Source organism: Methylomonas lenta, from assembly GCF_001644015.1.
Taxonomy (GTDB): Bacteria; Pseudomonadota; Gammaproteobacteria; order Methylococcales; family Methylomonadaceae; genus Methylomonas; species Methylomonas lenta.
Map to the genome: position 1 here is coordinate 14,680 of NZ_LUUI01000126.1, position 15,257 is coordinate 29,936.

Annotated in this window: 19 protein-coding genes and 1 tRNA gene; 5 read left to right on the forward strand and 15 right to left on the reverse strand. The window is 44.3% G+C overall.

Annotated elements, in window-relative coordinates:
- Positions 1-25: 25 nt before the first annotated feature.
- The 12 genes from flgL to A1359_RS15280 all read right to left on the reverse strand — a co-directional run bounded on the left by flgL (position 26) and on the right by A1359_RS15280 (position 11,096).
- A complete protein-coding gene (gene flgL / locus A1359_RS15225) occupies positions 26-934 on the reverse strand; it encodes a flagellar hook-associated protein FlgL (RefSeq protein ID WP_083960674.1) in 909 nt (302 codons plus the stop codon).
- Positions 935-944: 10 nt separating this feature from the next.
- Entirely contained in the window at positions 945-2,603 is a 1,659-nt protein-coding gene (gene flgK, locus A1359_RS15230) for a flagellar hook-associated protein FlgK (protein WP_066984906.1), read from the reverse strand.
- Positions 2,604-2,611: 8 nt separating this feature from the next.
- Positions 2,612-3,628: a flagellar assembly peptidoglycan hydrolase FlgJ gene (flgJ, locus tag A1359_RS15235; protein WP_066984909.1), complete on the reverse strand. Its 1,017-nt coding sequence runs from the start codon at positions 3,626-3,628 to the stop codon at positions 2,612-2,614.
- Between the two features lie 66 nt (positions 3,629-3,694).
- Positions 3,695-4,780, reverse strand: a complete 1,086-nt coding sequence (locus A1359_RS15240; protein ID WP_066984912.1) for a flagellar basal body P-ring protein FlgI — start codon at positions 4,778-4,780, stop codon at positions 3,695-3,697.
- A gap of 12 nt (positions 4,781-4,792) precedes the next feature.
- The gene (gene flgH, locus A1359_RS15245) at positions 4,793-5,461 is read right to left on the reverse strand and encodes a flagellar basal body L-ring protein FlgH (RefSeq protein ID WP_066984915.1); all 669 of its coding nucleotides are present in this window, start codon (positions 5,459-5,461) and stop codon (positions 4,793-4,795) included.
- Between the two features lie 15 nt (positions 5,462-5,476).
- Positions 5,477-6,265 carry a flagellar basal-body rod protein FlgG gene (flgG, locus tag A1359_RS15250; RefSeq protein ID WP_066984919.1) on the reverse strand — a complete coding sequence of 263 codons (789 nt, stop codon included), beginning with the start codon at positions 6,263-6,265 and terminating at the stop codon, positions 5,477-5,479.
- Positions 6,266-6,315: 50 nt separating this feature from the next.
- Entirely contained in the window at positions 6,316-7,065 is a 750-nt protein-coding gene (gene flgF, locus A1359_RS15255) for a flagellar basal-body rod protein FlgF (protein ID WP_066984922.1), read from the reverse strand.
- A gap of 20 nt (positions 7,066-7,085) precedes the next feature.
- Positions 7,086-8,342 (reverse strand): flagellar hook protein FlgE, encoded by a 1,257-nt coding sequence (flgE, locus tag A1359_RS15260; protein ID WP_066984925.1) that lies wholly within the window; start codon positions 8,340-8,342, stop codon positions 7,086-7,088.
- Between the two features lie 9 nt (positions 8,343-8,351).
- The gene (locus A1359_RS15265; RefSeq protein ID WP_066984927.1) at positions 8,352-9,029 is read right to left on the reverse strand and encodes a flagellar hook assembly protein FlgD; all 678 of its coding nucleotides are present in this window, start codon (positions 9,027-9,029) and stop codon (positions 8,352-8,354) included.
- A gap of 9 nt (positions 9,030-9,038) precedes the next feature.
- The gene (gene flgC / locus A1359_RS15270; RefSeq protein ID WP_066984930.1) at positions 9,039-9,455 is read right to left on the reverse strand and encodes a flagellar basal body rod protein FlgC; all 417 of its coding nucleotides are present in this window, start codon (positions 9,453-9,455) and stop codon (positions 9,039-9,041) included.
- 2 nt (positions 9,456-9,457) lie between these two features.
- Positions 9,458-9,850 carry a flagellar basal body rod protein FlgB gene (gene flgB, locus A1359_RS15275; RefSeq protein WP_066984933.1) on the reverse strand — a complete coding sequence of 131 codons (393 nt, stop codon included), beginning with the start codon at positions 9,848-9,850 and terminating at the stop codon, positions 9,458-9,460.
- 313 nt (positions 9,851-10,163) lie between these two features.
- Entirely contained in the window at positions 10,164-11,096 is a 933-nt protein-coding gene (locus tag A1359_RS15280) for a chemotaxis protein CheV (RefSeq protein ID WP_066984936.1), read from the reverse strand.
- A gap of 118 nt (positions 11,097-11,214) precedes the next feature.
- On the opposite strand from A1359_RS15280, the gene flgA reads away from it, so the two are divergent.
- The 5 genes from flgA to A1359_RS15305 all read left to right on the forward strand — a co-directional run bounded on the left by flgA (position 11,215) and on the right by A1359_RS15305 (position 13,713).
- The gene (gene flgA / locus A1359_RS15285) at positions 11,215-11,907 is read left to right on the forward strand and encodes a flagellar basal body P-ring formation chaperone FlgA (protein WP_066984938.1); all 693 of its coding nucleotides are present in this window, start codon (positions 11,215-11,217) and stop codon (positions 11,905-11,907) included.
- Between the two features lie 68 nt (positions 11,908-11,975).
- Positions 11,976-12,287, forward strand: coding sequence for a flagellar biosynthesis anti-sigma factor FlgM (gene flgM / locus A1359_RS15290; RefSeq protein WP_066984941.1), 312 nt, complete (start codon positions 11,976-11,978; stop codon positions 12,285-12,287).
- Between the two features lie 4 nt (positions 12,288-12,291).
- Positions 12,292-12,786, forward strand: coding sequence for a flagella synthesis protein FlgN (locus tag A1359_RS15295; RefSeq protein ID WP_066984945.1), 495 nt, complete (start codon positions 12,292-12,294; stop codon positions 12,784-12,786).
- Positions 12,787-12,821: 35 nt separating this feature from the next.
- Positions 12,822-13,607 (forward strand): flagellar brake protein, encoded by a 786-nt coding sequence (locus A1359_RS15300; RefSeq protein ID WP_066984948.1) that lies wholly within the window; start codon positions 12,822-12,824, stop codon positions 13,605-13,607.
- A 29-nt stretch (positions 13,608-13,636) separates the two neighbouring features.
- Positions 13,637-13,713: transfer RNA gene (locus A1359_RS15305), tRNA-Arg, on the forward strand.
- A 166-nt stretch (positions 13,714-13,879) separates the two neighbouring features.
- On the opposite strand, the gene A1359_RS15310 is transcribed toward A1359_RS15305, so the two are convergent.
- The 3 genes from A1359_RS15310 to A1359_RS15320 all read right to left on the reverse strand — a co-directional run bounded on the left by A1359_RS15310 (position 13,880) and on the right by A1359_RS15320 (position 15,222).
- A complete protein-coding gene (locus A1359_RS15310) occupies positions 13,880-14,281 on the reverse strand; it encodes a type II toxin-antitoxin system MqsA family antitoxin (protein WP_066984949.1) in 402 nt (133 codons plus the stop codon).
- A gap of 2 nt (positions 14,282-14,283) precedes the next feature.
- Positions 14,284-14,580: a type II toxin-antitoxin system MqsR family toxin gene (locus A1359_RS15315; RefSeq protein ID WP_066984953.1), complete on the reverse strand. Its 297-nt coding sequence runs from the start codon at positions 14,578-14,580 to the stop codon at positions 14,284-14,286.
- A 408-nt stretch (positions 14,581-14,988) separates the two neighbouring features.
- Entirely contained in the window at positions 14,989-15,222 is a 234-nt protein-coding gene (locus tag A1359_RS15320; RefSeq protein WP_066984955.1) for a transposase, read from the reverse strand.
- Positions 15,223-15,257: the final 35 nt, after the last annotated feature.

The window sequence follows — 15,257 nt, forward strand, 5'->3', positions numbered from 1 at the left end:
AGTCATACTGCACTAAACTCAACATTTACAAGTAATTGAATAAAGATAAATTTTGTACTTTTGTAAATGCTTGTTGTGCAGCTTGCAAGGAGATCTGCTGCAAATTAAATTTGCTTAGGGCATCAGCATAATCAAGATCGCCGATTTCCGAAGCGGTAGATTGGTTAGTCAGAATATAATCTGCATTCAAATTCTCTTGGTTATCCAATGCATTTAACCTGGCACCAGTAGAAGCACGAGTAATCTCAAAGCGTTTCAAAACTGCGTCGAGATCAGCCAACGAATTAGAATCAGGTTTATTTGCTTTTAAATCGTTAGAAAGCTGCCCCACTGCTTGAAAAACATTATCAATGTTGCCGGGCGTTAACGAACCAGTAAGCACTATGCCGAATACCTCATCACCTGGGTCGCCGTCGGTAACAGTTCGATTTGGACCAATCTCTACACTACGCCAGCTGGCAGACTCACCATTATAAGAGTAGCCCAATTGATTGCTAAATGGTGGCGTATCGCTCTTATATCCTGAAAAGATATATTCGCCATTGGCATTTTGTGTATTGGCAATACTCAACAGCTGTTTATTCAATTCATCAATTTCAATGGCAATTTGTTTACGATTTTCCGGAGTATTACTATCGTTCAACCCTTGAACAGCCAGCTCTCTAATTCTCTGCACTGTTTCTGTGGCATTCTGAAGACTAGACTCTTGCAATGACAATCGTTGACGAGCAACACCAATATTTCTCTGATATTGTTGGTTTTCTTTAATATTCTGCTGCAAATCAATCAAACCAGTCGCCGCCACAGCATTTTCTGATGGGGTCAAATATTTTTTACCGGATGATAATTTCAGCTGAGTTTGACTAAGCTTGGATTGTTGATCCAGCATGGCATTAACGCCCAACTGTTGATTCCATGAAGTTGAAATTCGCATTATGATTCTCCTAGCGCACCGCACCAATCAAAGTATCGAACAAAGAATTAGCCACTGATACCGCTTTTGCCGCCGCCTGATATGAATTTTGAAACTTGATTAAATTAGCCGCTTCTTCGTCCAGATTAACACCCACCAAATCTTCTCGCGTTGCAGTAGCTTGATTCAGTAATACTTTTTGCGCACTACGGCTAACTGAGGCTGTGTAGGTTTGCGAACCGACATCGGCCACCAATTGCCCATAAATCTGCGTAAATGAGCTCTTACCGTTCAACATCAGGTTTTGTGACTCAAGACCTGCCAATTTTAAGGCATTGCTATTGTCACCTGCCAAACCACTACTACTCGCTGCTGCAATCTGCGCAGGAGTAGTAATTGCCGGATTGATTGCTATCATTTCTGCCGATTTGAAAAATGGACTGACTTTAAACGAATCACCAATTGTGACTGTACCCGTACCGGAGAAATTAAAACTAAATCCAAAAGCGGCCAATCCGGCATCATTTAAACCTGTATCCGTGTTGTTATCACTTAAATTGGTAAGTGTGTACTCATTACTGGGGACTGTACTAGTTACATCCACCCGATAGGAAGATCCTAAATTCAATGCAGAGGTGGGCGCAACAAAATTAGCAGTTACAATCAGATTGCTATCTTGGGCATTACTTATAACCGGTACACTTGAACTACCTAAGTCAAAAAAATTCACCCCTGTAGCACCATTTAGATCAAAACCAGATTGATAAATCTTATTAAACTCTGTAACAAATCCGGTTGCCAGCAACCCCAGCTTTTCCTGCGCCGGGTCCAACACTTGGTCCCTAAAGCGCAAATTACCGTAAATCGCCCCACCCGACAGATTTTTGGAAATATCCTGGCCACCTAGCGTAACTTGCAAATGGCTAGCATCAGCTTTAGACGTTTCCAAAGATAAGCTAGACGCATGATTACCTATTACCAGCGGCTGTCCCTGCCCCATAAATACACTAAAACTACCATCCTGTTGCGGCACCACTGAAACATCCATTTGTTCCGCAACCTTGGACAACAACAAGTCGCGCTGATCCATCAATTCATTGGGCAATTGCAGTCCTTTAGTTTTAGCGATTGCCTCTGATATTTTAAGATTTAGATCAGCAATTGATTTAGCATACCCGTTGACCTCTTTTATAGCTGTATTCAAATTATTGTTAACTTGCTGCCGCATATCCTCGAAACGAGCACTCATGGTATTAAACTGATGCGCCATCGAATCAGCCTGAGCCAGCATGACCTGTCGAGCAGGCATTGAGATGGGATCATTGGCCACATCGTTCACACTATTAAAAAACTCTTTCATGCTTGGAGCCAAACCCGTACTTTCATCTGCTATCAAATTATCGACTTGATTGGAAAGTCGATAAAAGCTATCGACATCCTGATAGGCCATTGCACTAGAACGTACCTGCCCATTGATAAACTCATCGTAACTGCGTTTGATGTTAGTAGCATTTACACCACTACCAATATAACCATTCCCAACATATTGCTCAGGACTAGTCTGCAATTGAACCCGCTGCCGACTATAACCTTCAGTATTAACATTGCTGATGTTATTACTGGTAACTTCAAGCGATCGTTGAAATGCCGCCAAGCCAGATAATGCTGTATTCAGAATGCCAATTGACATAACTCCCCCTAACCTGCGTAAGCTTGCGTTTGACTAGCGATTTGGCTGTTATAAATACTCATAATCTTCTCTGCATAACGCGGATCGGTGGCATAGCCTGCTTTTTGTAATTCACGCACGTATTGTGCTGCGTTGTCGGTTTTTTTCAGCGCTTCGCTATAGCGCGGATTGGACTTAATGAAATCGACATAATCATCAAAGCTTTGTTTATAAGACTCGTAAGATCTAAAGCCAGCCATTTCTTTTTTGGCCACACCGTCGCGGTATTCCAAGGTGGATACTCGGGTTTGATTCCCATCCCAACTTCTATCGGCCTTGATGTTAAAAAGATTAAAGCTGCTTTTGCCCTGGTCGTTCTTAATCACGGCCTTCCCCCAACCTGTTTCTAAAGCCGCCTGCGCTAACAAGACATTCGCATCGACACCTAATTCATTAGCAGCTTGCTGAGCATGGGGCAACAACTGGCTCATAAAAATCTGCTTGTTGACATTGACCTGGTCATTCGTGCTATCCATTTGCTCAGCTAATTCCATGGATTGTTGACTTTGTTCCAAACGATCCAGACTTTCTTGTAACCGATTAAGACCCGAATCATCCAAAGGTTGCACGGTTGTTGCGGCTGGAATGGATACATTATTTTGCGGCCTTACGACAGCATGACTACTGCCACCTAGCGCCAAATTCAAATAATCACCTGCCTGCATTTTTTCTTCATCTTCATTTTTTTGCTTGGGCGTCAGTTGTTGAGCAATTAAATCCGCCAACCCAACGCCGGGCTCCCCTGCTAGATGAATAGCCATTTGTTGATCATACATATCCCGGTAAAACTCACTTTGATTATTATCCAAAGCACCATCAGCTAATTTGGCCTGTCGCATGCTTTTTAATACCATGCTTAAAAATACGGATTCAAATTGCTTGGCAACTTCTTTAATAGCCTCCGGTGTCTGTTCTCTGGCACCTTGTTTAAGTTTTGCCAGACCGTTAAAGTCGGTATAAACCGACGCATTTTCTGTAGTCAACATAGGAGTTCTCCTATTTTATTTAAGATGCAAGCGTCTGTTAACATCATGCTGCTTGCATCCAACAACTTAAATTACAATCAACTCGGCCCGTAGAGCACCTGCCGCTTTCAAAGCTTCCAAAATCGCCGCTAAATCACTCGGTGCTGCGCCGACTCCGTTAACTGCTTTCACAATTTCATCCAGGGAAATACCGGGATTAAACACAAACATATGATTATTTCCTTCTGAAACCGACACCTCGGATTGTGGCACCACCGCAGTAGTCCCTTGAGAAAACGCATTGGGTTGGCTTACTTGTAGATTTTCACTAATCGTCACCGTCAAACTGCCATGCGAAACCGCCGCCGGCTGTACTCTGACCTTACTGTTGATAACCACGGTACCGGTTCTGGAATTGATAATTACTTTAGCCGGGGCATCGTCAGGAGAGACTTCGACATTTTCAACCACCGAGGCAAAGCCCACACGCTGATTGATGTCCACTGGAGATCTGACGCTCACTGCGGTAGCATCGATAGCTCTGGCGGTATCGGCACCCAAGGTTTTATTGATGGCCTCGGCCACCCGAATTGCGGTGGTGAAATCTGCACTAAACAGATTAAAAACCAAATCTGTACTTTGATCAAACGACGTGGGCACAATGCGTTCAACGGTGGCACCGCTGGGTATTCGGCCAACCAATGGATTATTCACAGTAATATTCGATCCGTCCAGACCCGAAGCACTCAAGCCGTTGACGACCAGATTACCTTGTGCCACAGCATAGACATTGCCATCTGCCCCACGTAATGGGCTCATAATCAAAGTCCCGCCGCGCAAACTTTTAGCATCGCCCATAGACGATACTGTAACGTCAATTTTTTGACCATGCTTGGCAAAAGCAGGCAATTCCGCTTGCACACTGACCAATGCCACGTTTTTAGCTTTTGGATCAATCGGCGGCAAAACCATGCCTAACTTGCCCATCATGTTTCTGATAGCTTGGCCGGTAAATTTGGTTTTATCTCCGGATTTATCAAGACCGGTCACCAAGCCGTAACCCACCAGCTGGTTGGTGCGTAAGCCGGCGACTTCTGCAATATCTTTAATACGTTCAGCCTGAACTGATGCAGATAACAGCAGTAATATCGACAGCAAAATCAACTTGTTCATGTCAGCTCTCCGCTAAAAAGGGAATATCGGACTGTTGAAAAACCGAGCTATCCAACCCATTTTATTGGAATCAGCTACCGCGCCGTCTCCGGTATACATAATGGTGGCATCGGCCACTTTGGTCGAAGGAATGGTATTAGCCACATCTATATCGACAGGCCGTACAATACCGGATAAACGGATATATTCACTGCCATCGTTTAATGCAACCCGCTTCTCGCCACGCACTTTCAAATTACCGTTAGGCAGTACTTCAACCACCGTAACACTAATAGCGCCAGTTAGTTGATTGCTCTGTAATGCATCGCCTTGGCCATCAAAATTCATTGATGTAGCTATTTCTGTTTTTACGTCATGCCCAAGAACGGTAGCTGGACTCATACCCATCATATAGGGTGCCGTTACACTGATATCGGTTGCTTTGGATGTGCCTAAATTGGCATTTTTCTTGGCATTGGTTTTTTCTAACAGGGTTACGGTCAAAACATCACCAACACGTCTAGCGGCATTATCTTCAAACAGTCGCATATCGTATCCGGACTGATAGATGGCGCCATTGTTTTGTGGTGGTGGGCGTAAATCGGCCGGTTGTACCGGGGCGAAATCAGGATCTCGACTCGGTAATGTTTCACAACCTACCAGTAATGCTGCCGATAAACTGATTAAGACTAAAGCTTTCATGGTAAGCGTCCTAAATTAAAGTTGTTGCGTAACAAACGACAACATTTCATCGGTGGTGGATATAGCTTTTGAATTCATCTCATAGGCTCGTTGGGTTTCGATCATATTCACCAACTCCTCCACTACATTGACATTGGATGTTTCCAATGCGCCTTGCATGACATAACCGATCTCATCTTCACCCGGCGTACCCACAATCGGCGGCCCACTGGCAACAGACTCCCGATACAGGTTTTCACCAACCGGATCAAGGCCTGCAGGGTTAATAAAATCAGCTAATTGAATCTGACCTACGTTGGTTGCAGTAGCACTGCCCGGCTGAACCACATTGACATTACCATCACGACCAATGCTGATACTGATGGCGTCCTGGGGAATGGTAATGTTAGGCTCCAGCGTCAAACCACCTGATGTCACCATTTGTCCAGTGGAATCCAGTTTGAAAGAACCATCACGGGTGTAATTGATATCACCGTTGGGCATCAATATCTGAATGAATCCGCGGCCATTAATTGCCACATCCAGCGAATTTTCAGTTTGTAGTATGTTGCCTTGGGTGTGCAGTTTTTCAGTAGCCACAGTTCTAACACCTGTACCTAGCTGTAAACCCGTAGGTAATTCAGTATTCTGGGTGGTTTGAGAGCCAACCTGACGTAGATTTTGATAAACCAGGTCTTCAAACAGTGGGCGGGATTTTTTAAATCCTGTGGTATTGACGTTGGCTAAGTTATTAGAAATAACCGCCATCCGGGTTTGTTGGGCATCTAAGCCAGTTTTGGCCACCCATAATGCACGTTCTGTCATGACAACCTCCTGACTGACATTTTTTTGTCTTATCAGGATTAATGCATATTTTATGCCATTTGCATTAGTTTAGTTGTCGCACCGGCTAGATCATCTACATTTTTCATGACTTTGGTTTGCAATTCGAAGTTACGCGACAGCTCTATCATCTCCACCATAGCGGACATAGGATTGACATTACTGCCTTCAAGTACACCAGGCATCAACTTAAGATTGGCATCGGCCGTGAGAGGTGGTCCACCGGCATTTTTCAAATGTAGCAGGCCATCTTCGCCTTTTTCCATGTTTTCGTTGCCGGGATTGACCATTTTCAATCGGTCCAGCACGACCAGAGTAGTCGCATTGGAACCTTGCGGAATAATGCTGATAGTACCATCGACCCCGATTTCCACTTTTTGTGCCGGCGGAATGGCAATCGGTTGCCCCTGCTCACCCATCATTTGTTGTCCAGCGCCATTTTCCAACAAACCTTGCGTAGTAATGCGCAAATCACCGGCACGGGTATAAGCTTCAGAGCCATCCTTACCTTTCACGGCAAACCAGCCATCACCACTGACCGCAACATCCAAGTCACGGCCAGTCGTTTGCAAACTACCGGACGACATATCGCTACCCGGACGTTCTGTCATCGCATACACCCGTGATGGATAACCTGGTCCGAAAGTCGGCATAGCACGAAATTGCTCTAAATCCGATTTAAAGCCTGCCGTTTGAGTATTGGCTAAATTATTGGCATTAGCCGTTTGTGCCAACAAGGTCTGCTTGGCACCATTCATTGCGATATATAAACTACGGTCCATGATGACGCTCCCGCTCTTAATTAACGGATGTTAAGTATGGTTTGCATGATGGTATTTTCGGTGGTGATAGTTTGCGCATTGGCTTGATAATGTTGCTGAGCCACGATAAGGTTGACCAGCTGCGCAGACAAGTCGACATTGGAAGCCTCAACAGCACCCGACTGAATGGCACCAAAATTATTGCCGCCCGCCTGACCTCGGATTGGCTCACCGGAATTAGCACTTTGCCCCCAAGACGTGTCCCCCAATTTCGCTAAGCCATTGTTATTCGGAAAACGCGTCAAAGCAACCTGCCCTACCGTTTGTGATCCACCGTTACTAAAACGGGCAAAAATAACGCCTTCACCATCAATATCTATACCCGTCAATCTACCTGCAGGCAAACCGTTCTGCGACATGGCATTAACACTAAAGGTTTGATTTACTTGAGTAGAACCGAAATAATTCATCGTGCTAATGGAAACCGGATCGGCACCATTGCCGGGGTTATAACTCGCTAGTGAAGAAATTATCCCTGTAGACGGGCTTTGTAACTTACCACTAGAATCGAAAACCAATGATCCGGTACCGATATCGGTTTTAGCTTCCGGCGTGGCTGGCTCACTCATGTAATGATGGACATCCCAGGTATTGTCTGCTGTCTTGACAAAATAAGCGGTTAAAACATGTGCCGAGCCTAAGGAGTCGTAAACCGTTACCGATGTTTGATTATTGTAACTGTTAGGGTTGGTTGTTGAAAAAGAGGGACCTGGAACGCTGTTGCTGGTATTCAGGTTAACTGCAATCTCTGCCGTATCAGTCGAGGTGGGTAGGCCGGTTAACGTGTTAATTTGTACCGGCTGGGTAACCCCTACACTAAAGCCTTCAGCCACCGTTGTACCATTCGGTTTATAAACCAAAAGTGCTGAACCTTGATTGTTCACCATATAGCCATCTTTATCTAACTTAAATTCACCATCTCGGGTATAGGATACGTCATTCAATTCATTAGGGCTTTTAGCCATCGTAAAAAAGCCTTCCCCGCTAATCGCCAAGTCCAGATTATTTTCGGTGAACTGCAGATTACCTTGGCCAAATTGCTGAGCCACATTGGCTACTTTTACCCCGGCACCCGGCTGGATGCTGCTAACGCCACCCAAACTAGAGGCATAGACATCAGCAAATTCAGAGCGTGACTTTTTGAAACCAACTGTATTGGCATTGGCGATATTATTACCCGTTACCGCCAGATTGTTTGATGCAGCATTCAAGCCGCTTAAAGCTGTTGTAAAGGCCATCTCGCTCTCCTAAAGAATTTGTTTAATCTGATTAAATTTAACCGATCCCAACCCGGTCAAATTCACCTGTAATCCGCTACTACCACTACCCATAGTCACACTTTGCACCTGTGATTTGATATTAGTTGCTAAAGCGGTATTGGTGCCATCAATCTCTGCCTCAGCTTGAATTTTGTAAATCCCAGGATTAGCAAATTGGCCATTATTATCTAAACCATCCCACACAAATGCCGTATTACCCGTAGCTTGTGAACCAAGATTGATATCTCGAATGGCTTCACCGGTTTGCGGATTAATAATTTTCAAAGTCACTTGCGGTGAACTAGACGGTAATTCGAAATCACCTGAGACACTACCACCGGCTGAAAGCAAAGCCTCCTGGCTAGGTGCGGATACATAACGTCCCACCAGTCCAGCGGCTTGCAAGGCTTGATCTGAACTTATAGTACTGGCGAAGTCTTTGAATGAAGCCTGTAAATCCTGTATGCCTGACACGGTACTGAATTGAGCCATTTGACCCAAAAAATCACCATTTTCCATGGGTTTCATTGGATCCTGATGAGTTAATTGTGTGGTCAGCAACTTCAAAAACTGCTCCTGTCCCAAGGTTTGCTTTTGGGTAGTTGTGGTACTACTGGTGGTCGCTAATCCCAAGCTGTTGTAGGTGTCTATCGTATTGGTAGTCATGACTTATACTCACTGTCCCATTCTTAATGTTTGCATAATCAGACTTTTAGCCGTGTTCAATACTTCGACATTATTCTGATAAGCCCGCGAGGCCGACATCATATTGGCCATTTCCTCCACCGTGTTCACGTTGGGTTTATAGATGTAACCCAGTTCATCAGCCATTGGGTGATTAGGCGCGTACTCCATTACCGGAGGCGCCTGACTTTCAACCACACCCAATACATCGACCCCGCCAGCAGCATTATTTTTATCCATCATGTTTTTCAATTCGGCGGCAAAAACCGGCTGCCTAGATTTATAAACCTCATCGATACTGCTGCTGATACTATTGGCATTGGAAATATTGCTAGCGACCAAATTAAGCCTGAGGTTTTGCGCATTCATGCCGCTGCCGGCGATATCAAAAATATTCATTGAAGGCATGATTATTCTCCGCGGATGGCTGATTTCAGCCCTGAAAATTTACTATTGATAAAGCGTAAGCTGGCCTGATATTGCACAGCATTTTCGGTGTATTTAGCCTGTTCAATATGGGATTCGACCGTATTACCATCCAAAGAAGCTTGCTGCGGATTTCGATACATTAAATCAGCTCCCAGCACCATCTGTGGATTGCTGATATGACCCTCACGTGTACGCTCTAAAGTCGTTGCCGACTTCATGGTTTGTGAAAGTGCCGCTTTGAAATCCAAATCACGCGCTTTATAGTCGGGCGTATCGGCATTGGCCAGATTGGCAGCGAGAATTTCGCTACGCTTCTCACGCAAGGCTAACGCTTGTGGATGTATACCTAAGGCATTATTAAAATTGATTGCCATGATTGCCGCCTCCTGCTGTTTTCCAAATAAAAGCAGCAGTCATGCCAAATATTTTTTTTATATCAATTTCATAATGATAGAAAATAGAGCCTGACTTAAAACCGTCAAATAAGCTGACTCGGGCAGCAGCGGCAAAAGCTTACCGCATGATGAATTCGTCAATATTCTGACGAATTATTTGGTCTTTTTGTTGTTGAACACTAAGGATTGCGCAAAAACAACTTCCCGGATAATCGCTACCGGCGAAACCGTTCGTGCTGAGCCGCGTCGAAGCAGGGACGGTTTCGCGCACGTTGGCAGCAAATTTACCAGCCTATTCGCTCAAAGCATGATGCAACCTCAGTTGCTTTTGGATGGTTGTCAATAATGCATCAGGCTCAAACTTGGCCAAAAACTCGTTAGCGCCCACCTTCTGTACCATGCTGGTATTGAACACACCACTCAACGAGGTATGCAAAACCAAGTAAATATCCCGCATTGTCGGATCAGCTTTAATCTTGGTTGCCAACGTGTAACCATCCATACGCGGCATTTCCACATCAGAAATAATCATAGCGTAACGATCCTGAATTCTTATACCGTCAGCTATCAATTGCGTTAAATGCTCCCACGCCTCCAAACCATCTTTAAGGGTTACACACTTGACACCTATTTGCTCACACACCCGTTTCACTTGATTACGCGCAACCGACGAATCATCCACCACTAAAATATGGTCGTTCTTGCCGGAAAGTGAACTGTCAATTACGTCGACAGAGGCCTCTTCTCGACCACCGATGACCTCTTTCATCACTTTTTCGACATCGATTACCTCTATCAACTCCCCATCAACCTCGGTAACAGCGGTTAAATAACTCTCTTTACCGGTACCCGATGGTGGTGCTTTGACTTGCTCCCATCCAATATTAATGATGCGATCGACCGACCCCACCATGAAGCCCTGAATGGATCGGTTATATTCTGTAACAATCACATAGCCACCTTCCTCTCGGGATAAAGGCCGCATACCAATTGCTTTCGACATATCCAATACTGGCATGGTTTTACCTCGCAAATGCGCCACGCCACAAATCACCGAATGCGAATTAGGAATTTGAGTTAACGGCGGACATTGGATGACTTCTTGTACTTTGAAGACATTAATCCCAAAACGTTGCCGACCGCTTAACTTAAAAAGCAATAACTCAAAGCGGTTATGGCCCGCTAATTTGGTACGCTGATCAACGCCATCTAAGACTCCAGCCATAAGAACCTCCAAAAATAGTAACGTGAAGAATTATAGCGAGTTTGCCAAGTCTGACTTTATTAATTTTGGTACGTTTCCTGCTTCAGTTTGATTCAAAGTCAACAAACCGACACTTATCATGAAAACGATTAATTTATCGCTCTGGTTGTTACTATTTGTCAGCCCAATTTTGCTTGCAACGCCTACTCAATCGCTGCAAGCCATTCAAGACTCCGTGAATAGTTTTGTAAAATCATCCCTACAACCGGATGGCAACTATGAAATAACAGCCGCGCAGATTGATTCGCGCTTACAACTGCCAGCCTGCGAGCAGAATCTGGATGTTTTTGTCCAATCAGGCGAAATCAAGGCTGGACGAAACACCCTAGGCATTCGTTGCAACGGTTTAAGTCCCTGGACCATTTACAGTACCGTGTTGATTAAAGAATTTAGAAATATATTAATCGCCAACAAACAGTTAGATAGGAATGAACTAATCAGTCAGGGCCACATATCCTCTGAAATACGCGACGTTTCAACCTTGCAACAAGGCTATCTCATTGAGCCCGCAGAAATTATCAACAAACAAGCCACGCGTTTCATTCCTAGCGGCAGTGTACTTTACAGAATGCATTACACAGAACCTACACTGATTAAGCGCGGCGAACGCGTTAACATCCAATCTGGTAGACCTGGATTAATGATCACCTCTAGCGGAGAAGCCATGATGGATGGCATAAAAGGCCAACAAATCCGGGTAAAAAACGTATCTTCTAATCGTGTTATTCAAGCCACCGTTACTGCGACTAATGTAGTAACGGTAAATTTTTAATTATGACTAAAGGATTGCAGAATCATGCCGCTATCGAATGTAATTAAAATATTTACAGGGATTCCGTCATGGCCATTCAATCCATCAATACTGGCAATGCTGTCAATACAACCACACAAACTAAGTCAACGAACAAAGCCACACTTGAAACCCAACAACAGCCTGTCAACTTGGCAGCTGATGAAGACACAATCAATATCACAGGCAAAGCCCAGGATATTAAAAGAGCAACTGAAAGCATCTTATCTGCGCCTGCTGTTGATACCACTAGAGTGGCCGCCTTAAAAGCCGCCATAGATGCGGGCGAATACACTATTGATCCGGACCGAGTTGCAAAGAAAATAATGCAATTTGAAACACAACTACCCAACACCACCTGACGCCATGATAGAAAAAACCTTTCCAATTACAGAAAAGCTATTATCGAACGGTCTTAAATCAACCCAAAAGCTGCTCGAACTGCTAAACACAGAATTCGAGCAGCTGAAACAACAGACCGATGCGGTATCACTTGCCACTTTGGCTACTCAAAAAAGAGAGATGGTGGCTCAGTTAGAGCAATTTTCAAAACAACTGGGACAAGTACTAGCCACCGAACAACTACTAGTAAACCAGGAAGGCGTCTTCAGCTACCTGTCCAAAGCACAATCTGCCGGTATCAACATTGCCTATTCATCCAGATCGTGGCTAGACATTACCGAGCTGTCAAAAAAATGCCGTTCACTCAACGAGAAAAATGGTGCCAGCATCGATTTACTCAGCCGTCACACACAACGTTCCTTACAGGTTTTACGTGGCAAGTCGCAACTGACTAATACCTACGGACCCGATGGATCAACTCGTAGCGAACTATTTTCACACACCCTCATTTCGGTGTAGACTGAACATAGCAATAATACTTAGACTGGTTCAGCATGTTCAATAAACTCAAGAGTTTGTTTACCAAAGAGGAAACAAACCAAATTTCATCAAAAGAAAACGACGAGCTATCCCCTTTTGAAAATCCAAATTTCATTACCGATCCCGAAAAGATCGTCAACATTCTTTCAGAAATCGAACTGAGCTCGCCGCTTTGTACGGTTCAAATTGATGGCGCTCCGCACGAATACAATTCCTCCATTCTGGGTATCAAACCTGAAAAGAACCTAATCGTTCTGGATGAGCTCATCCCGAAAGAAGGAAACGCCGAACTGCAAAAAACAAAATCCCTAAAACTATCCACCTTTCACAAAGGCATTCATTTATCACTTAGCCTTTCTGAAATAGAAATGGGCTATTCTCGCGGCATTAGTTACTACAAAGCCAACCTACCCGATCGAATCTTTTACCCACAACGCAGACGTTCGCCCAGAATAGAAATCAGCTCAATTGACATTCCTTTTAGTGGCGTCTCTGAACGCACAGGAATTTCCGTCAGCGGCTATCTTTTCGACTTATCACGTGGCGGTGCGGGTATTGACTTACCTGTCAATCGAGCTCGCATACAACGCGGTGACATAATTAAAAATTGCCAGATCAATTTCGAAGATTACTTAATGGATTTCGACTTTGCTGTACGTTTTGTAAAACCGGCCTCAATCAATTCTTCAAAAATCCAATTGGGTGGCTTTTTTGAGAACATTTCCAGTAAAAGCCACGCAAAACTATCCTACTTCATAACCTCATTAGAACGCGTTGAAATAAGAAAGCAAAAAGCCTAAGCCAATCATTGTGTTAAAATCTTACCAAAGTCCCGGTAGCTCAGCTGGATAGAGCAGCCCCCTCCTAAGGGGCAGGTCGGACGTTCGAATCGTCTCCGGGACGCCAATAAAATCAATTGCTTGATGATTTTTAAGATTATGAAAGTTTAAAAATGTCGCAATTTTGTCGCACTCAGAAATAAAACACCCCGAAAAACAACAACAAAGAAGCCGGTGTTACCCGGCGACTGTTTTTGTAAATATCCAACGGAACCCCATCCAAAATGACTGGCTTAGGCTGCTCTCACTTCGTCCAACAAATCCGGATGACGGTCTAGGACTTTAAGTAATTTCACCAGGGCTAAGGGTGGCTTGGTCTTGCCGTTCTCGTAGCGGGAAAAGGCATTAATACCGCCGCCGAAAATTTCTGATGCTTCCCGTTGGTCGAGTGCCAGCTTTTTGCGAACACTGGCGATAAAACCAGGGTCGACAATCGAGGCATTGACCTGTTTGTTAAACTCCATCATCAAAGCCATGGTTCGCCTTGATTCGTCGGTATCGGTAATCACTTCATCACAGGCCGGGCAAAATTCGCCGGTTACGTTCGGGATAATCGTAGACTCGCCTTTGTAGGTGTACGGCATGTCTCGGGTATCTTTCACCAACTCGGCAGCGCCGCAAGACGGACATTTCATAATCACAACTCCTTAAACGAAACAATCAGTACATCATCAACCACTGTCAGCTTGATATAGACTTCACCCGCCGCTGTTTTAGGTCGGTAAACATCTTGCCAAACTTTATGGTCGGCGTGTGTGGTCATGCTTTTGTAGAAATCAGTAGGGGTTAATTCAAGAACAACCGCCAACATGCCGTCAAAATAAAACCCTAAAGCAACCGCTCCCTCTCGGGCAGTTTTGGTCGTTCTGACTTTGCCGTCGGTAATCAAAGCTTTGACAATCGACAGTTTGCAGTGGGGCGTATGTTTTTCCATGAATCAGATATTAACCTAGTTGGTTAGCTCAAACAACTAATGCTTAGCCGCTTTGGTTTGTCGCTTGTTGTCATTTCATGTAACAATTTGATGAAGCTCTTAGATCAAGTAAAGGAAATGATTATGCTTAAACAATTAAAAGGTGGATTTTCTATACTGACTATAGCTTTCAGCTTATTCCATTCCTCTTGCTCGCAGGCCTCAGTCGTCGAGCATAAAATTGTAGACTTCAACGATTTTGTCCGCTCAAGTTCAAACTATATTAGTAATGGCTATTTGTTCGAAATTACAGGAGGTCACGTATATCCTAGCGGAAATATTAGAGTTTATAGCAACCAAATCCTAACAATCAGTCGTGTTGATGGCGATTTATTGGTTCTCCCATATTTCCCGTGGTAACCCCAATATCTAGTGTTTTGTAAATAAGACTCGCCGCCCTTGAACGTCGAGCCAAATATGCTGGAACTGCCGACCTAGATTATAAATGCCGTAACAACGGCGCTTAATCACCTTGATTTTGTTGTTGAGTCCTTCTACAAAACCGCTGGTTTCTCGCCGAACAAAGTAGTTGGTGATGTGATCGTGCCAGTTACCCCATGTGACGGCAAAAGTGGCAAAGCAATTCAGACCTAATGCCGTCATGCGCTGCAGCTACTGCATGAAGGCTTGTTCCGCTT